We start from the raw sequence: 12888 nt of genomic DNA, 5'->3' as shown, positions 1-12888 counted from the left end.
AAAATGCCTGGCAGAATCGTATATTCCGTACAAGCTATATTCCGCATGCGGCATTATGTCGCAGGCGGTCCAATGGTTCAGATGAAATAATGCTGGCTCTTAATGCCCGGCTAACGGAGGCTGTGTGAAGCAACGTCGCCCGATATTCTCCATTCCGCTGGTCAGGGAGCTGACTGCTGTCCTGATTATTAAGCTGGCGTTGGTATTTCTTATTGCTCATTTCTTTTTTTCTGACCCTGTCATTGTCGGTGACGAAGGACAAGGCCTGCGGGAGCACTTTGGCCTGGATAAACCATCGGTATCTGACACTCAAGGAGATCCATCATGATCAGTGAAAGCGTGGTCGACCTATCGCGGTTACAGTTTGCGATTACGGCCTTTTACCATTTCCTCTTCGTCCCACTCACTCTCGGGCTGTCTTTTATCCTGGCCATTATGGAGTCTGCTTACGTTATGACGGGTAAGCAGGTTTACCAGGATATGGTGAAGTTCTGGGGTAAGTTGTTCGGTATTAACTTCGCTCTGGGCGTGACCACCGGCCTCACCATGGAGTTTCAGTTCGGTACCAACTGGGCTTACTACTCACATTACGTGGGTGACATTTTCGGAGCGCCGCTGGCCATTGAAGGCTTGATGGCATTCTTTCTTGAGTCGACATTTATTGGTCTGTTCTTTTTTGGCTGGGATCGTCTGACGAAAGTGCAGCATCTGATAGTGACCTGGCTCGTTGCGATCGGTTCGAATATGTCTGCACTCTGGATTCTGATTGCCAATGGTTGGATGCAGAACCCTGTTGGCGCCGAATTCAACTTCGATACCATGCGTATGGAGATGATGAGCTTTTCCGAGGTGATTTTTAATCCGGTCGCTCAGGTGAAGTTTGTACACACAGTGTCTGCCGGATACGTGACGGGCGCCATGTTTGTGTTGGCAATCTCGGCGTACTACATGCTGAAAAAACGTGATCTGCCTTTTGCCCGTCGCTCATTTGCGATTGCTTCAAGTTTCGGTCTGGCGTCCATTCTTTCTGTCATCGTACTGGGTGACGAATCAGGTTATGAGATCGGCGAAGTTCAGAAAGTGAAGCTGGCGGCCATTGAGGCGGAATGGGAAACCCACGAACCCCCGGCGGCATTTACCCTGTTTGGAATTCCCGATCAGGAAAATATGGAAACCGACTACGCGATTAAAATTCCGTACGCACTTGGGCTGATTGCTACCCGCTCCGTCACCGAGGAAGTAAAAGGCATTAAAGATCTCATCGCTGAACACGAAGTGCGTATTCGTAACGGTATGGTGGCGTATGATCTGCTAACCCAGATTAAAGCAGGCGACCGTTCAGAGGCTACGATTGCTGAGTTCCGGTCCCGGGTGGATGATCTGGGGTACGGGCTGCTCCTGAAAAAATACGTAGAAAATCCGGTCAATGCGACGGAAGAGCAGATCAAACTGGCGGCTCAGAATTCGATTCCAAGGGTGGCGCCAATGTTCTGGACCTTCCGGATTATGGTCGGCCTGGGCTTTATTATGCTGGTGCTGATCGGCCTTTCGTTCTACTACAGCGCGAAGGGGACGGCTGAGCGACAGAAGTACCTCCTGCGCGCATTAATTATTGCTCTGCCTGCGCCCTGGATTGCCTGTGAAATGGGATGGTTTGTGGCCGAGTTCGGTCGTCAGCCGTGGTCGATTGGTGGCATTTTGCCGACGCATCTCTCTGTATCGACCCGTTCGGTTGAAGACATCTATATGAGTCTTGCTGGCTTTATCGGTTTTTATACGCTGCTTCTGGTCGCAGAAATGTATCTGATGATCCGGTTTGCGCGTCTGGGCCCATCCAGCCTGCATACAGGGCGTTATCACTGGGAGCAGGACAGCAACACTGATTCTGTTTCGACCTCATCGGCTCAGGCGTAAGGAGATCACCATGGAATACGAACTGCTTAAAATTATCTGGTGGGTACTTATTGGTGTTCTGCTGATTGGTTTTGCTGTGACGGATGGTTTTGATATGGGCGTTGGCGCTCTGTTGAAAGTCATTGGTAAAACCGACAGCGAGCGCCGGGTAATGATGAACACGGTTGGCCCGCACTGGGATGGTAATCAGGTCTGGTTTATCACAGCAGGCGGCGCAATTTTTGCCGCGTGGCCTGTGGTTTACGCGGTCGCGTTTTCAGGTTTTTACTGGGCATTGTTGCTGGTTTTATTTGCCATGTTTTTCCGCCCCGTCGGATTTGAATATCGTTCGAAAGTACAGGACCCGCGCTGGCGCAATGCCTGGGACTGGGGGCTTACTGTCGGGGGCGCAGTACCGGCATTAGTGTTTGGTGTTGCCTTCGGTAACTTGTTGTTGGGCGTTCCTTTTACGTTAGATGAATTTATGCGGTCGACCTACACCGGTTCGTTCTGGGCGCTGCTCAATCCATTTGCGTTGTTGTGCGGTGTGGTCAGTCTGCTGATGCTGGCGATGCATGGCGGGACGTACCTGCAAATGCGCACAGCTGGGCCGGTACACGAACGTGCCCGCCGCATTTCAGTTCTGTTGGCCGTGGTGGTTGCTGTGGCCTTTGCTATTGGAGGGTTCTGGGTCAGCCAACTGGATGGGTACGTGATTAAAGCGGCGTCGAATCTCGGAGGCGTGACCACACCGTTGCAAAAAAGCGTTGAGCTTCAGGCCGCTGGCTGGCTGGATAATTATGGTCGATACCCGTGGATGCTGGTTGCACCCGTGGTGGCGTTCATCGGTCTGGCGCTTACCGCGTTGCTGAGCATGGCGAATCGCGGTGCACTGGCGTTTATCAGTAGCTCGTTTGCGGTTACCGGGATCATCTGCACGGCCGGCTTCAGTCTGTTTCCATTCCTGATGCCCTCAAGCACAGACCCATCCCATTCACTGACAATGTGGGACGTGACCTCCAGTCAGCTGACTCTGCACATTATGTTTTGGGTAGCGATGATCTTCGTGCCGATTATTCTCAGCTACACCGCCTGGGGCTATTACAAAATGTGGGGTCGCCTGACCACTGACTTTATTGAAGATAACCAATATTCAACCTACTGAGGAGCCTTGAAAATGTGGTATTTCGCATGGATTCTGGGCGTACTGCTCGCCTGTTCATTCGGCCTGATTAATGCCTTGTGGCTGGAAGTTAACGAAAACCTGGATCGCGAGCCTGATCCAGATGATGCGCCATGACGGCTCCGGTCGACTATCGTCGCTATGGCCCGCTGTATGCGGGCTGGGCGAGAGCTCTGTCGTTTCTGTTGGCGGTCGGACTGTCGGTTGCGTTACTGGCTATGCCTCAGCTAGTGGCAACCGATACGCGTGAGCTGGAGCATGGGCCTCTTTCACTCGGCCTTCTGGGGATCAGTGCAGGCTTTATTCATGGTGTGGGCTACGTACCTTTGATGGCTGTCTGGCGCTGGCTTTTCAGTCCTTATGTGGCATGGCCTCTGATGCTTTGGTGTGCCTGGTGGTGGTCTGAGGTCATCTGGGCCTGGTGATTCCGGCAAATGGTGATTCAACAGGAGAGGCTTGTTTTTGAGTATTCCTGTGTGGTTATATTGAAGAAGACAAAGCTCGTTAACTGGAGTGGTATTTATGAGTGTAATGACCCGCGATGATCTGCTTGCAGAAGCACGTGCATACGTAAACCCCGTCGAAGCCGATGCTGCACAGGCGATGTTAGACGCTGGCACTAAAGTGCTTGATGTTCGTGAACCCGCTGAATACATGATGGGACACCTGCCGGGGGCAGAGAATGTTCCCCGTGGTGTGCTCGAATTCAAAGTGGCCGATCATCCTTTGTTGGCTGATAAAGACGCTGAAATACTCCTCTATTGCAAAAATGGGGGGCGCAGTACCCTGGCGGCCCACACGCTGAAACGCATGGGGTTTTCTAACGTGAAAATGCTGGTGGGCGGCTACGATGGCTGGGAAGGGCATAAGGTAGAAACTGATCCTAGTGTTTATAAGTAAAAAAGCAGTCAGCAAAAATAGTATTTTCTCTTTCTGAATCAGTGGGTGTCATTATGGCTAGCAGATCGAAAAGCGCATTTAAAAAAGCATCGAAAAATGAAATTCTACTACCTTTGCTGCTGTCGGCTATCGGCCTGTTAAGCAGTGTCAGTGTGCAGTCTGATGGTCCCGCTGGTGATGTCTCAGAAGATTATATGGTGGTCGAAGCGCGGGCTCAGACAAAAGCCTTTGCACAGGGCCTGAAAGAAACCCTGATGCAAGGCATGAAGTCCGAAGGACCTCTGGCGGCAATCCAGCTCTGCAATACCGAGGCACCAGATATTGCTGCAGCACACAGCAAAGATGGTTGGGAGGTTGGCCGGACATCGGAGAAACTCCGTAACCCGAATAACGCGCCGGATGCATGGGAGTCCGCCGTGCTTAACTCCTTCGCGCAACGTGCAGCCGCCGGTGAACCGCTGGCGACCATGGAGGCCTCTTCGCGTGAGGGCGGTACCTTTCGTTATATGAAGGCCATTCCTGTCGGAGGGCCCTGCGTGGTCTGTCATGGTGAGCAGCTGGCTGAGCCGGTAGCTACCCGTCTCAGCGAGCTTTATCCAGAGGACAATGCGCGGGGTTACCAGCCTGGCGACCTGCGTGGGGCGTTCACTCTGACTTACACCTTTGAAAAGCAGTAACTCGTCCGGAGTTCTGATAGTCAGTAACAGGAGCTTGGAGAGATGGAACACAAAGTATCTGTCACCTGGAAGAAAGACGGCGAATTCAGTCATGAGGGCTTTGAACGGCGACACGATATCGCTTTCAAGTCGCAGGTTCACCTGCCCGCCGGCGGCGCTGGTAATGATTTCGGTGCTGACCCGGAGCAGATGCTGGCGGCGGCAATGTCGAGCTGCCATATGCAAACCTTCCTAGCGTTGGCGGCTAAAAAGCGCTTAATTGTTGAGTCATATCACGATGATGCCGAAGCTGTGCTGGCACAAAGGGAAGATGGCAAATTCTATATTGCCACCCTGATCCTCCGGCCACGCGTGCAGTTTGGTGGTGATAAGGTGCCGGATCAGGCAGCCATCGATGCCATGCATGGTAAGGCGCATGAGCATTGTTTCGTCGCTAATTCGGTGCTCTCAGAGGTTGTTCTCGAGCCTGTTTATTAAAAGTTCGTGTAGTAGGTACAGGAGTAGGTCTGAGGTAAAAACGAACTTTTTTGAAAAAAATCACATCCAGTTTCTGAGCTGCCCCGTACAGGTAAATACACATTAAGTGTTTAACCTGAAATCGGGAGCAGTTATGAAAACGCACGCCACACTTCTGCTCGGTGCGATTACCGCGCTGACAGCTATGAATGCAAGCGCTTCGAGTCACCGAGAAGCACCAAACGTCACCCGCCTGCCGGCCATTGATTCTACGGACTTCTATGCGTTCCGCAGTTATGAAACCGGGCGTGAAAACTACGTGACTCTGGTTGCGAACTATATCCCGCTGCAGGACGCCTATGGCGGCCCTAATTACTTCGCGATGGACCCAAATGCTCTGTACGAGATTCACATCGATAATGATGGGGATGCCGTTGAAGACATTACTTTCCAGTTCCGTTTTCAGCAGATGCTGGGTGCTATGGGAAGCGGTGTCGCTCTGCCGATTGGCGAAGGCGAGAATCAGAAAAGCGTCGCCATTCCTCTGAAAAACTTCGGCAACGTTGATACCGATGGCAGCGCCAACTTCTACGAAACCTACAGCATCAAAAAAGTCAGCGGCGATCGTCGTACTGGTTCTGCAATCAGCCTGACCGATGGCTCTGGTGAAGCGACTTTTACTAAGCCACTCGACAATATTGGTGAGAAGTCATTTACCGACTATGAGGCTTACGCAGGCGGTTTTGTACACGACCTGACTATTCCTGGATGTGACGCGGGCGGTAAGGTATTTGTTGGCCAGCGTAAAGACCCGTTCGTCGTGAATCTGGGTAAAACATTCGACCTCGTGAATTACGTCCCTCTCGATGGTGATGGCAGTGCACAGGACGATGCAAACGACGATCTGGCAGATAAAAACGTCACCTCTATTGCTCTGGAAGTACCGATCTCGTGTGTCACTGGGTCTGGTAACGGTGTGATTGGTGCCTGGACCAGCGCCAGCCAGCAGCAGGCTCGTATTCTTAATCCAGAAGCATCTTTCGCTAAGCCAGAAGTCAATGGCGGTGCCTGGACTCAGGTATCACGCCTGGGTATGCCGCTGGTGAACGAAGTTGTCATTGGTCTGAGCGATAAAGACACCTTTAACGCCTCTGAGCCTAAAGACGATGGTCAGTTCGCAGATTACGTGACTCATCCAACCCTGCCTGCTTTGCTGGACATTCTGTTCCGTGACGCGCTGGGTGCATCAGACAACATTGCTCCATCGAATATTCCGCGTACCGACCTCGTTACTGCGTTCCTGACCGGCTTCCCTGGTGTGAACCAGCAGTCGACGGTTACCGCTTCTGAGATGGTACGTCTGAACACTGGTATCGCCGCGACAGCATCAGCTGATCAGAGCGCGTTTGGTGTCGTTGCCGGAGACCTGGCGGGCTTCCCGAATGGTCGTCGCCCGGGTGATGATGTTGTGGATATTGCACTACGTGTCGTGATGGGCGCTCTGTGTCATCCAGTCGACCTCGATGGTGACGGCAATGCGACAGATGATCTGGGTCTATGTGAGCCAGCTGATGCGCCAACGGGTGACCAGCCTTTCTCTGACCTGGCTCCGATCGATTCGACTTATGTCAGCGACACCTTCCCATACTTGCTGACGCCGCTTGCAGGTTCAGTAAACCCTTAAGGCCAGCAACTGTGAAGTAAGGAGTGTTATATGAAAACGCATCACTTATTAATGATTGGGAGCATCGTACTGTTAAGTGCATGCTCTGACAGCAGCAACAACAATTCGACCGTCGATCTTCCTGATCTTGATGACGGTGTTGCTGAGCAGACTGAAGTTCTGCTGACAGAACTGGTCGATGATATTTTTATGGCGTCTGAAAATTCAGAGCCAGTAAAAATTAACGACCTTGAAATTGTTGATGACGCAGACGAGTTCTCTTTCTCGTATCTCACTGGGGGTGAGTAACCTTTCGGGGCTGTTCTGCAGCCCCGTTTTTTCTCACCAGAAGGATAGATAATTAATCGGGTAAAATATTATGTTCAGTGGCTTACTAAAGAATCTTTGTTTCGGTATTTCTAAGACGGTTATTCTACTGCCTGTTCTCGCCACTCCGGCATTGGCTGATGTTTCCTGGTCTGAACCTGACGACAACATGGTCGTCGCTCGTTGGAGTAAAGAAGAGCTTAAGCCACTGCCTCAAACACATGTACAGCGCATGGATGAAATAAAAAAGCATTTTGAGCATGCCGACAAGCCTGGCGAATCATGGCGGTATGATCGTATTTACGTTCTGATGGATGGCTTGGAGTATGAACGTGGCGCAGTATCTGAGATACCGGTAGACGAGCTGACTTATTATCGTGCCCGCCTGTTACAACATCGACATGAATTTGCCCGGGCTGCGAGCTTGCTGCAGAAAATCCACTCCGATTCTGCGTATTACAGCAGTGCACGCCTGATGATGGCACAGGTATATGGTGAGCAGAATCAAGAAAAAGCAGCACGAGAAGCTTGCGTTTCTCTTATTTTGGAGCAATCAGATCTCGCCGCCGTTTGTAGTATCGGCTTGCAAAGCACGGCGGGATCAGCAGGCCACGGCATACTGACAGCGCTGCTCGAGCGACTGAGTCATGACAACTCACCACAAGGGCGTAGTCTCTCAGCCTGGGCGCTTTACCAGAAAAGCAAAAGCTATCTTAACGAAGGAAAGTACGCTGAAGTTGAAGCACTCTATGAGCAATGGTCAGACGACGAGCTTCTTAGCGTTGCTGACCTGGTACATCGCAGCGAAGCGTTGCTGCGAAATAAACAACCTGAAAAAGTCATGGCCCTCTTACGGGACTATGGTTTTGCCAATTATCCGGACGATGCATTAATTGTTCAACTTGCACGCGCAGAGCAACAGATCGGCAGTGCTGAGTTGTATTGGAGAAATTATGCCGAAGAGCGTATCAGCCAACGCATAAAACGCCGTGATCAGAGTTACTCAGAGTTGATTTCTCTGTATTTCTCGACCGTCGGAAAGAACGCTGAAGAGCGTAATCTGAGCTGGTTGTCGCAAGTAAATAACGCACAGAAAAATAATTATGTTGCTGCACAGGGAGAGCTGCTATGAGACGTTTTATTCTCCTGATTCTGGCTCTGTTACCAACGATGACTTTGGCTCATCAAAGCAGCACTGCACTACTGACACTCAAAGAAACAACGGATGGATTGCGTGGCTCGGTTCAATGGCAGTTGATTGACCTTGAGCAAGGCCTGGGGCTGGACCAGAATCGTGATGGTGAACTCCTCTGGGGAGAAGTGAAGGCCATGACACCGGAGATCCGGGCTTATGTCGGCCGACATCTCAAGGTTCAGCAGGGGGGCGAAGCGTGCACCCCACAGTTCAATGTTCCTCTGAGGTTTAATAATGCTCGCGGCGTTATGGCCTCGGCGATTGTTCCTGTGACGTATGTATGTGCCTCTGAAGGACGCGTCGAAGTGTCATATACCGGATTATTTTCACTGCTTCCTGAACACCGTTTATTGTGGGATCTCTCGTCTGGTGACCTGACTCGTCAGGGGGGGCTGGAATCCTCAGGTAGTTTTTCTATTAACCCGGAAATGACGACTGCACAGCTGAACCAGCAGACGTTTTCTGAGTTTTTCGTTCAGGGCATCATTCATATTCTGCTTGGCCCTGACCACGTAGCTTTCCTGCTCACCTTGCTGTTGGTCTCAGTTCTGGTGCAACAGAAGAAAGACTGGCAACCAGCAGCAGATGTGCGGACCTGTGTTAAAACCGCTCTGCTGTACGTAACTACCTTTACCATTGCCCATTCACTGACTCTGAGTGCCAGTGCCTTGGGGTGGTTAGCACTACCCGGTTATTGGGTTGAGCTGATCATCGCTGCGTCTGTGGTGGTTGCAGCGTTGCATAACCTTCGCCCTTACTTACCAGCCAGTGCGGTCGTCGTATTCCTGTTTGGTCTGGTACACGGTTTCGGCTTTGCCAGTGTGCTTGGTGAACTGACGACGGGGACAGGCAACATAGCCTGGGCCTTGTTTGGCTTTAACCTGGGTGTTGAGGCAGGGCAGGTTGCAATTACGCTGTTGGTTATGCCGATTTTGATTAGCCTGCGCCGCCTGAGCTGGTATCGTCAGGTGCTGGTGCGGTACCTTTCGGCGGCACTGGCTGCGCTGGGAAGTTACTGGGTGTTAGCGCGGATCTGACCAAGGTCAGAGACATCTCACGCGCACTCAATGCAGCGTGTGCTGTAAGGAACGGCGATCAGGCGAGCTTCGGTAATCTGATCGCCACACTGGTCACAGATGCCGTATTGACCAAGGGCGATGCGCTTCAGGGCATCACGTATGTGATCCGCTTCATGCAGCGCCTCGTCAGCGATAACGCTAAGGACTTCGTCATTGGCGGACTCCGTCGCTTGCTCTTTGAAGTCAGCAGACAGAGGTTCGTCTCGATGACTGGCGTGACGTGAGGCTTTATCTGAACGCGTTTCGAGTGCCTCTAGGCGGTCAAGAAGGTCGATGCGTATTTTCTCAATGTTCATACTTTCTCCCTATATTGGGTCTGTCAGAACCTATAAGTCCCTATCTCTCAGAATACACCCGGGGTAACCTGAAACCTTGATATGAATCATCATCAGGCACGGTGCGTAAATGCCATCTAATCTGAATGACGGAGCTATCCGTATATAGTCATAACTATCATCAAAGGAGTTATTCTGTATGGATCCAGAGTTTCAGCTACAGCTCATCAGAGCGGTGGCTCGCGGTGAGCGGCCAGCGTTCGAAGAACTGTACCAGGCGACCGGGCCCAAACTGTATGGCGTCGCCATGCAGTTGATGCGCTCGCCTGAGCGGGCCGAAGAAGCCCTACAGGAAGCATTTGTCAAAATCTGGCATAACGCCGCGGATTATCATCAGGGGCGTGGCAGTGTCATGACCTGGATGAGCAGTATCGTGCGTTATCGATGTATCGATCTGCTGAGGTCAAAGAGCGCAAAGGAGGACCGACAGGATTCTCTCGATGAAGAGGGTGCCCCGGAACTGATTGCCCCGGAGCAACCAGAGGATCCTGACAATCAGGCTCTGGAGCGTTGTATGCAAACGCTGGAAACCCATGATCTGCAGTATATTCACCTGGCTTATTATCGTGGCATGACGCACGCGGAAATTCAGGCCCACACGGGAACGCCATTGGGTACCGTGAAAAGTTGGATACGTCGTGGCCTTCAACGTCTGAAGAGGTGTCTTGAAGAATGAATTATCTTAATGACGAACGTCTTGATGCACTCGCTGCAGATTATGTCATGGGTACCATGCAGGGCCAGGCTCGTCGCCGCTTTGTGCGTCTGATGCAGGCCTACCAGAAAGTACGTGAGCGAGTATGGCATTGGGAGCAGCTACTGGCGCCCATGAATGCCAGAGTCGAAGACCAACAGCCCCCTGAGCGTGTGTGGCAGGAAATCAGTCGTCGTATCGGCTTTATTGATACAACACAGACTGCCGCCAATGACGAGCCTCCGGGCAAAGGCGTGATGGCCTGGGCTGGTGGCTTTGCGACTGCCGCAGTGTTGTTAATCGGCGTGTTCCTGATGCGCCCAGATCCAACCGTTGTGCCTGGAGTCGTACCAGAAACTATGATCGAGCAGGTTGCTGTGTTTACGCAGGATGACCAGCCTCTGTGGTTGATGGAAGTCGCCGGTAATGAACTGACCGTACAGGCAACAGCTGCCGTGGAAACATCGGATCAGCATGATTATGAACTCTGGATTGTGCCCGAAGATGGCAGCGCGCCAGTATCGCTGGGTCTGATGCCAGAAAGCGGACGTATTACGCGGGCCCTTGCGGTGAATACCCACGACATTGCCATTAAAGCGGTCGCCGTCAGTCTTGAGGCGCCGGGCGGTTCTGTTACCGGAGCACCGGGCGAAGTTCTGTACGTGACTGGATTAACGATTCTGTAGTTTTAAGCAGAAGGCTGACTAAGGCGCAAAAAAAAGCCGGCACAAGGCGCCGGCTTTTTTATTCCTCCTCAATGCAGCTGTGGCCGCAATGCCTTTTTTCTGGAATAAAAGTGTTTATACTCTTAGGCCTAATCAGGACTAGATCGCTATTCTGAATCAGAGACAAGGACGCCACTTAATGTTTTCCAATAGCGCCTCCGCTGAGAATCGGTTGAATTCCGACCAGCCCGTTAACATGACTCCTGAAGCCACACGGGGTTATCAAATACTCGTGCAATTAGCGGGAAGCGATAACTACTACTGGGCACAAATCGCAGTTGAGGTAGTGGATGAGCTGCTCTCAGGTCTCCTTCCGGAAAACAGTATCCTGATTGCCTCTCATCCTACTTCTGAAACAGATAGAAATGAGTACGTACTTACTCTGCCCGGATGTAAGGTGCACTTCGAGAAGTCGTCTGCTGGCCTCTGCTCTGTTGATTTCTGTAAGATCCTTTCTCTTGAGGTGGATACTAGCTATGGCGAAAGGGCTGCAGCTGGGGGTAATCCCGGTCTTTACTCTGCATCCAGAATCGAAGACGGGTGGGACGTTGATCGTAAGCCGTGCGGGTTTATAGCGGAAGAGAAAAACCGGCTCGTGGCTATCTGTGATAGTGTTTATAAAAGCCCCTCTGAGGCTGCCGAAATTGTAGCGAGACGTATTTGCCAGGCGCCAATGTCCGGTGGTGCTTTAATGGTTAAAGATGATGGATTTGACCTGCACTTTACTCCGGGCGAAAGGTCGTTTGGTGGATGGAAGAATTACCACAAAGCTGTTCGCCCTAACCAGAATACCGAAGCTCATGAGTCAGCACTGCTTTTAGCGAGCGCAATGTACCAAGCTAAGGATGTGAAGGGAGTTGCCTGGATATCAGAGGACGGTGGCTCAGCGGTACTAACTCAGGCAATGACGATTCTGAGTGAAAGAGGGGTTAAATTGCCAAATCATACAGCGTTCCTCTTTAATCCAACTACGCCGCCTGATATAGCGCTTAAAGCCGCACAGAGTATTGGCTTGAATCTGGATAGTGAATTTACTGTATGCCGCTCGTTCAATATTGTCGGTAATGGAGTAAGGTTAGCCACGTTTAATATTCTGAAGTTTATTTTTACGGCTTATTTTACCTTCCTTAGCTGTGCGGCCTTATTGGGGTTTCTACCGGATGTTTTACCAGACGGTATCATGAGATTACTGATAGACTTACAGGTAAGATTTGATGGGCGTTTCTGATGTGTGAATTTTTTAGTAATTCCAAATTAAAGCGTTACGCCTGAGTAATAGCCGTATGCTGATCTCTCTTAGGCTAGCGAGTACTAACAGAGTGCAGGAGTTTATGGCGAGCCGGGATAGCTTCCGCCTTAGGCTACAGTCTGCTTTTATCTTGCTCGCTCAGTACTCCCCTCAAAACAAAGCAATTCTCGAAGTTAAACATAATGTTCATGGCTGGCTTAAAGTCTGCGACAGTGAGCATAGATACCCAATTATTCAGAATCCCTTGTTACTGGATTTCAGCCATCTCTGGTTAGCTATTGAGTACACTCTGGCAGAGGGGGATAGCTGGCCCAGCGAAGCCGAAAAACAGCGATTGAAGCTCGAGCGTCAGGTTAAGCAAAGGGCAGAGGAAGCAGAACTAAGGCGTCGTCGGTTTAAGGTGATTAAGTAGTCATATCACTTAATTCAGCGGCCACAAAAAAAGCCGGCACAAGGTGCCACTGCTGTCCCACAGTTTTGGGATCATATAACGAGCCTCATCTGAGGCTCGT

17 protein-coding genes are annotated in these 12888 nt (G+C 51.2%); 16 read left to right on the top strand and 1 reads right to left on the bottom strand.

From position 1 onward, the window contains the following. The first annotated feature begins 124 nt into the window (after positions 1 to 124). The 12 genes from cydP (at position 125) to AC5E51_RS14820 (ending at position 9331) form a co-directional block, all read left to right on the top strand. On the top strand, positions 125 to 328 hold the full coding sequence (gene cydP, locus AC5E51_RS14875) for a cytochrome oxidase putative small subunit CydP (protein WP_491778769.1): 204 nt from the start codon (positions 125 to 127) through the stop codon (positions 326 to 328). Further along, positions 325 to 1914 (top strand): cytochrome ubiquinol oxidase subunit I, encoded by a 1590-nt coding sequence (locus tag AC5E51_RS14870; RefSeq protein ID WP_301376598.1) that lies wholly within the window; start codon positions 325 to 327, stop codon positions 1912 to 1914. The genes cydP and AC5E51_RS14870 overlap by 4 nt, the downstream gene beginning before the upstream one ends. A gap of 10 nt (positions 1915 to 1924) precedes the next feature. Continuing rightward, positions 1925 to 3058, top strand: a complete 1134-nt coding sequence (cydB, locus tag AC5E51_RS14865; protein ID WP_301376599.1) for a cytochrome d ubiquinol oxidase subunit II — start codon at positions 1925 to 1927, stop codon at positions 3056 to 3058. 12 nt (positions 3059 to 3070) lie between these two features. Beyond that, positions 3071 to 3193 (top strand): cytochrome bd-I oxidase subunit CydX, encoded by a 123-nt coding sequence (cydX, locus tag AC5E51_RS14860; RefSeq protein WP_068441844.1) that lies wholly within the window; start codon positions 3071 to 3073, stop codon positions 3191 to 3193. Continuing rightward, positions 3190 to 3501: a cyd operon YbgE family protein gene (locus AC5E51_RS14855; RefSeq protein WP_068441841.1), complete on the top strand. Its 312-nt coding sequence runs from the start codon at positions 3190 to 3192 to the stop codon at positions 3499 to 3501. Before cydX ends, AC5E51_RS14855 begins: the two co-directional genes overlap by 4 nt. Before the next feature lie 97 nt (positions 3502 to 3598). After that, entirely contained in the window at positions 3599 to 3976 is a 378-nt protein-coding gene (locus AC5E51_RS14850; RefSeq protein WP_301376600.1) for a rhodanese-like domain-containing protein, read from the top strand. Positions 3977 to 4029: 53 nt separating this feature from the next. Continuing rightward, a complete protein-coding gene (locus tag AC5E51_RS14845) occupies positions 4030 to 4653 on the top strand; it encodes a Tll0287-like domain-containing protein (RefSeq protein ID WP_301376601.1) in 624 nt (207 codons plus the stop codon). 42 nt (positions 4654 to 4695) lie between these two features. Beyond that, the gene (locus AC5E51_RS14840; protein WP_308789843.1) at positions 4696 to 5130 is read left to right on the top strand and encodes an OsmC family protein; all 435 of its coding nucleotides are present in this window, start codon (positions 4696 to 4698) and stop codon (positions 5128 to 5130) included. 133 nt (positions 5131 to 5263) lie between these two features. Next, complete coding sequence (locus tag AC5E51_RS14835; RefSeq protein ID WP_068443338.1) at positions 5264 to 6793, top strand: DUF4331 domain-containing protein; 1530 nt, start codon at positions 5264 to 5266, stop codon at positions 6791 to 6793. Positions 6794 to 6823: 30 nt separating this feature from the next. Beyond that, entirely contained in the window at positions 6824 to 7081 is a 258-nt protein-coding gene (locus tag AC5E51_RS14830; RefSeq protein WP_076517312.1) for a hypothetical protein, read from the top strand. A gap of 70 nt (positions 7082 to 7151) precedes the next feature. Then, positions 7152 to 8231: a tetratricopeptide repeat protein gene (locus tag AC5E51_RS14825; protein WP_491778768.1), complete on the top strand. Its 1080-nt coding sequence runs from the start codon at positions 7152 to 7154 to the stop codon at positions 8229 to 8231. Continuing rightward, positions 8228 to 9331, top strand: a complete 1104-nt coding sequence (locus AC5E51_RS14820) for a HupE/UreJ family protein (RefSeq protein WP_491778767.1) — start codon at positions 8228 to 8230, stop codon at positions 9329 to 9331. The genes AC5E51_RS14825 and AC5E51_RS14820 overlap by 4 nt, the downstream gene beginning before the upstream one ends. 17 nt (positions 9332 to 9348) lie before the next feature. On the opposite strand, the gene AC5E51_RS14815 is transcribed toward AC5E51_RS14820, so the two are convergent. Continuing rightward, positions 9349 to 9669 carry a TraR/DksA family transcriptional regulator gene (locus AC5E51_RS14815; RefSeq protein WP_068434859.1) on the bottom strand — a complete coding sequence of 107 codons (321 nt, stop codon included), beginning with the start codon at positions 9667 to 9669 and terminating at the stop codon, positions 9349 to 9351. Between the two features lie 178 nt (positions 9670 to 9847). Between AC5E51_RS14815 and AC5E51_RS14810 the strand changes: the two genes are divergently transcribed. From AC5E51_RS14810 to AC5E51_RS14795, 4 genes are all read left to right on the top strand, one after another. Continuing rightward, positions 9848 to 10384 (top strand): RNA polymerase sigma factor, encoded by a 537-nt coding sequence (locus AC5E51_RS14810; RefSeq protein WP_301376606.1) that lies wholly within the window; start codon positions 9848 to 9850, stop codon positions 10382 to 10384. Next, entirely contained in the window at positions 10381 to 11088 is a 708-nt protein-coding gene (locus AC5E51_RS14805; protein WP_068436834.1) for an anti-sigma factor, read from the top strand. The genes AC5E51_RS14810 and AC5E51_RS14805 overlap by 4 nt, the downstream gene beginning before the upstream one ends. 178 nt (positions 11089 to 11266) lie before the next feature. After that, positions 11267 to 12355: a hypothetical protein gene (locus AC5E51_RS14800; protein ID WP_491778766.1), complete on the top strand. Its 1089-nt coding sequence runs from the start codon at positions 11267 to 11269 to the stop codon at positions 12353 to 12355. A gap of 103 nt (positions 12356 to 12458) precedes the next feature. Next, positions 12459 to 12788 carry a hypothetical protein gene (locus tag AC5E51_RS14795; RefSeq protein ID WP_491778765.1) on the top strand — a complete coding sequence of 110 codons (330 nt, stop codon included), beginning with the start codon at positions 12459 to 12461 and terminating at the stop codon, positions 12786 to 12788. Positions 12789 to 12888: the final 100 nt, after the last annotated feature.

Source organism: Thalassolituus sp., assembly GCF_984348125.1.
Note: the sequence above shows the minus strand (reverse complement) of the source record. Positions and strands in the feature narration are given on the sequence as shown.

Bases quoted from the DNA above. Each gene is read 5' to 3' on its own strand.
- cydB (WP_301376599.1), top strand. From the start codon at position 1,925: ATGGAATACGAACTGCTTAAAATTATCTGGTGGGTACTTATTGGTGTT.
- AC5E51_RS14820 (WP_491778767.1), top strand. From the start codon at position 8,228: ATGAGACGTTTTATTCTCCTGATTCTGGCTCTGTTACCAACGATGACT.
- AC5E51_RS14795 (WP_491778765.1), top strand. From the start codon at position 12,459: ATGGCGAGCCGGGATAGCTTCCGCCTTAGGCTACAGTCTGCTTTTATC.
- AC5E51_RS14850 (WP_301376600.1), top strand. From the start codon at position 3,599: ATGAGTGTAATGACCCGCGATGATCTGCTTGCAGAAGCACGTGCATAC.
- AC5E51_RS14810 (WP_301376606.1), top strand. From the start codon at position 9,848: ATGGATCCAGAGTTTCAGCTACAGCTCATCAGAGCGGTGGCTCGCGGT.
- AC5E51_RS14855 (WP_068441841.1), top strand. From the start codon at position 3,190: ATGACGGCTCCGGTCGACTATCGTCGCTATGGCCCGCTGTATGCGGGC.
- AC5E51_RS14835 (WP_068443338.1), top strand. From the start codon at position 5,264: ATGAAAACGCACGCCACACTTCTGCTCGGTGCGATTACCGCGCTGACA.
- AC5E51_RS14840 (WP_308789843.1), top strand. From the start codon at position 4,696: ATGGAACACAAAGTATCTGTCACCTGGAAGAAAGACGGCGAATTCAGT.
- AC5E51_RS14805 (WP_068436834.1), top strand. From the start codon at position 10,381: ATGAATTATCTTAATGACGAACGTCTTGATGCACTCGCTGCAGATTAT.
- AC5E51_RS14845 (WP_301376601.1), top strand. From the start codon at position 4,030: ATGGCTAGCAGATCGAAAAGCGCATTTAAAAAAGCATCGAAAAATGAA.
- AC5E51_RS14870 (WP_301376598.1), top strand. From the start codon at position 325: ATGATCAGTGAAAGCGTGGTCGACCTATCGCGGTTACAGTTTGCGATT.
- AC5E51_RS14830 (WP_076517312.1), top strand. From the start codon at position 6,824: ATGAAAACGCATCACTTATTAATGATTGGGAGCATCGTACTGTTAAGT.
- cydX (WP_068441844.1), top strand. From the start codon at position 3,071: ATGTGGTATTTCGCATGGATTCTGGGCGTACTGCTCGCCTGTTCATTC.
- AC5E51_RS14815 (WP_068434859.1), bottom strand. From the start codon at position 9,669: ATGAACATTGAGAAAATACGCATCGACCTTCTTGACCGCCTAGAGGCA.
- AC5E51_RS14825 (WP_491778768.1), top strand. From the start codon at position 7,152: ATGTTCAGTGGCTTACTAAAGAATCTTTGTTTCGGTATTTCTAAGACG.
- AC5E51_RS14800 (WP_491778766.1), top strand. From the start codon at position 11,267: ATGTTTTCCAATAGCGCCTCCGCTGAGAATCGGTTGAATTCCGACCAG.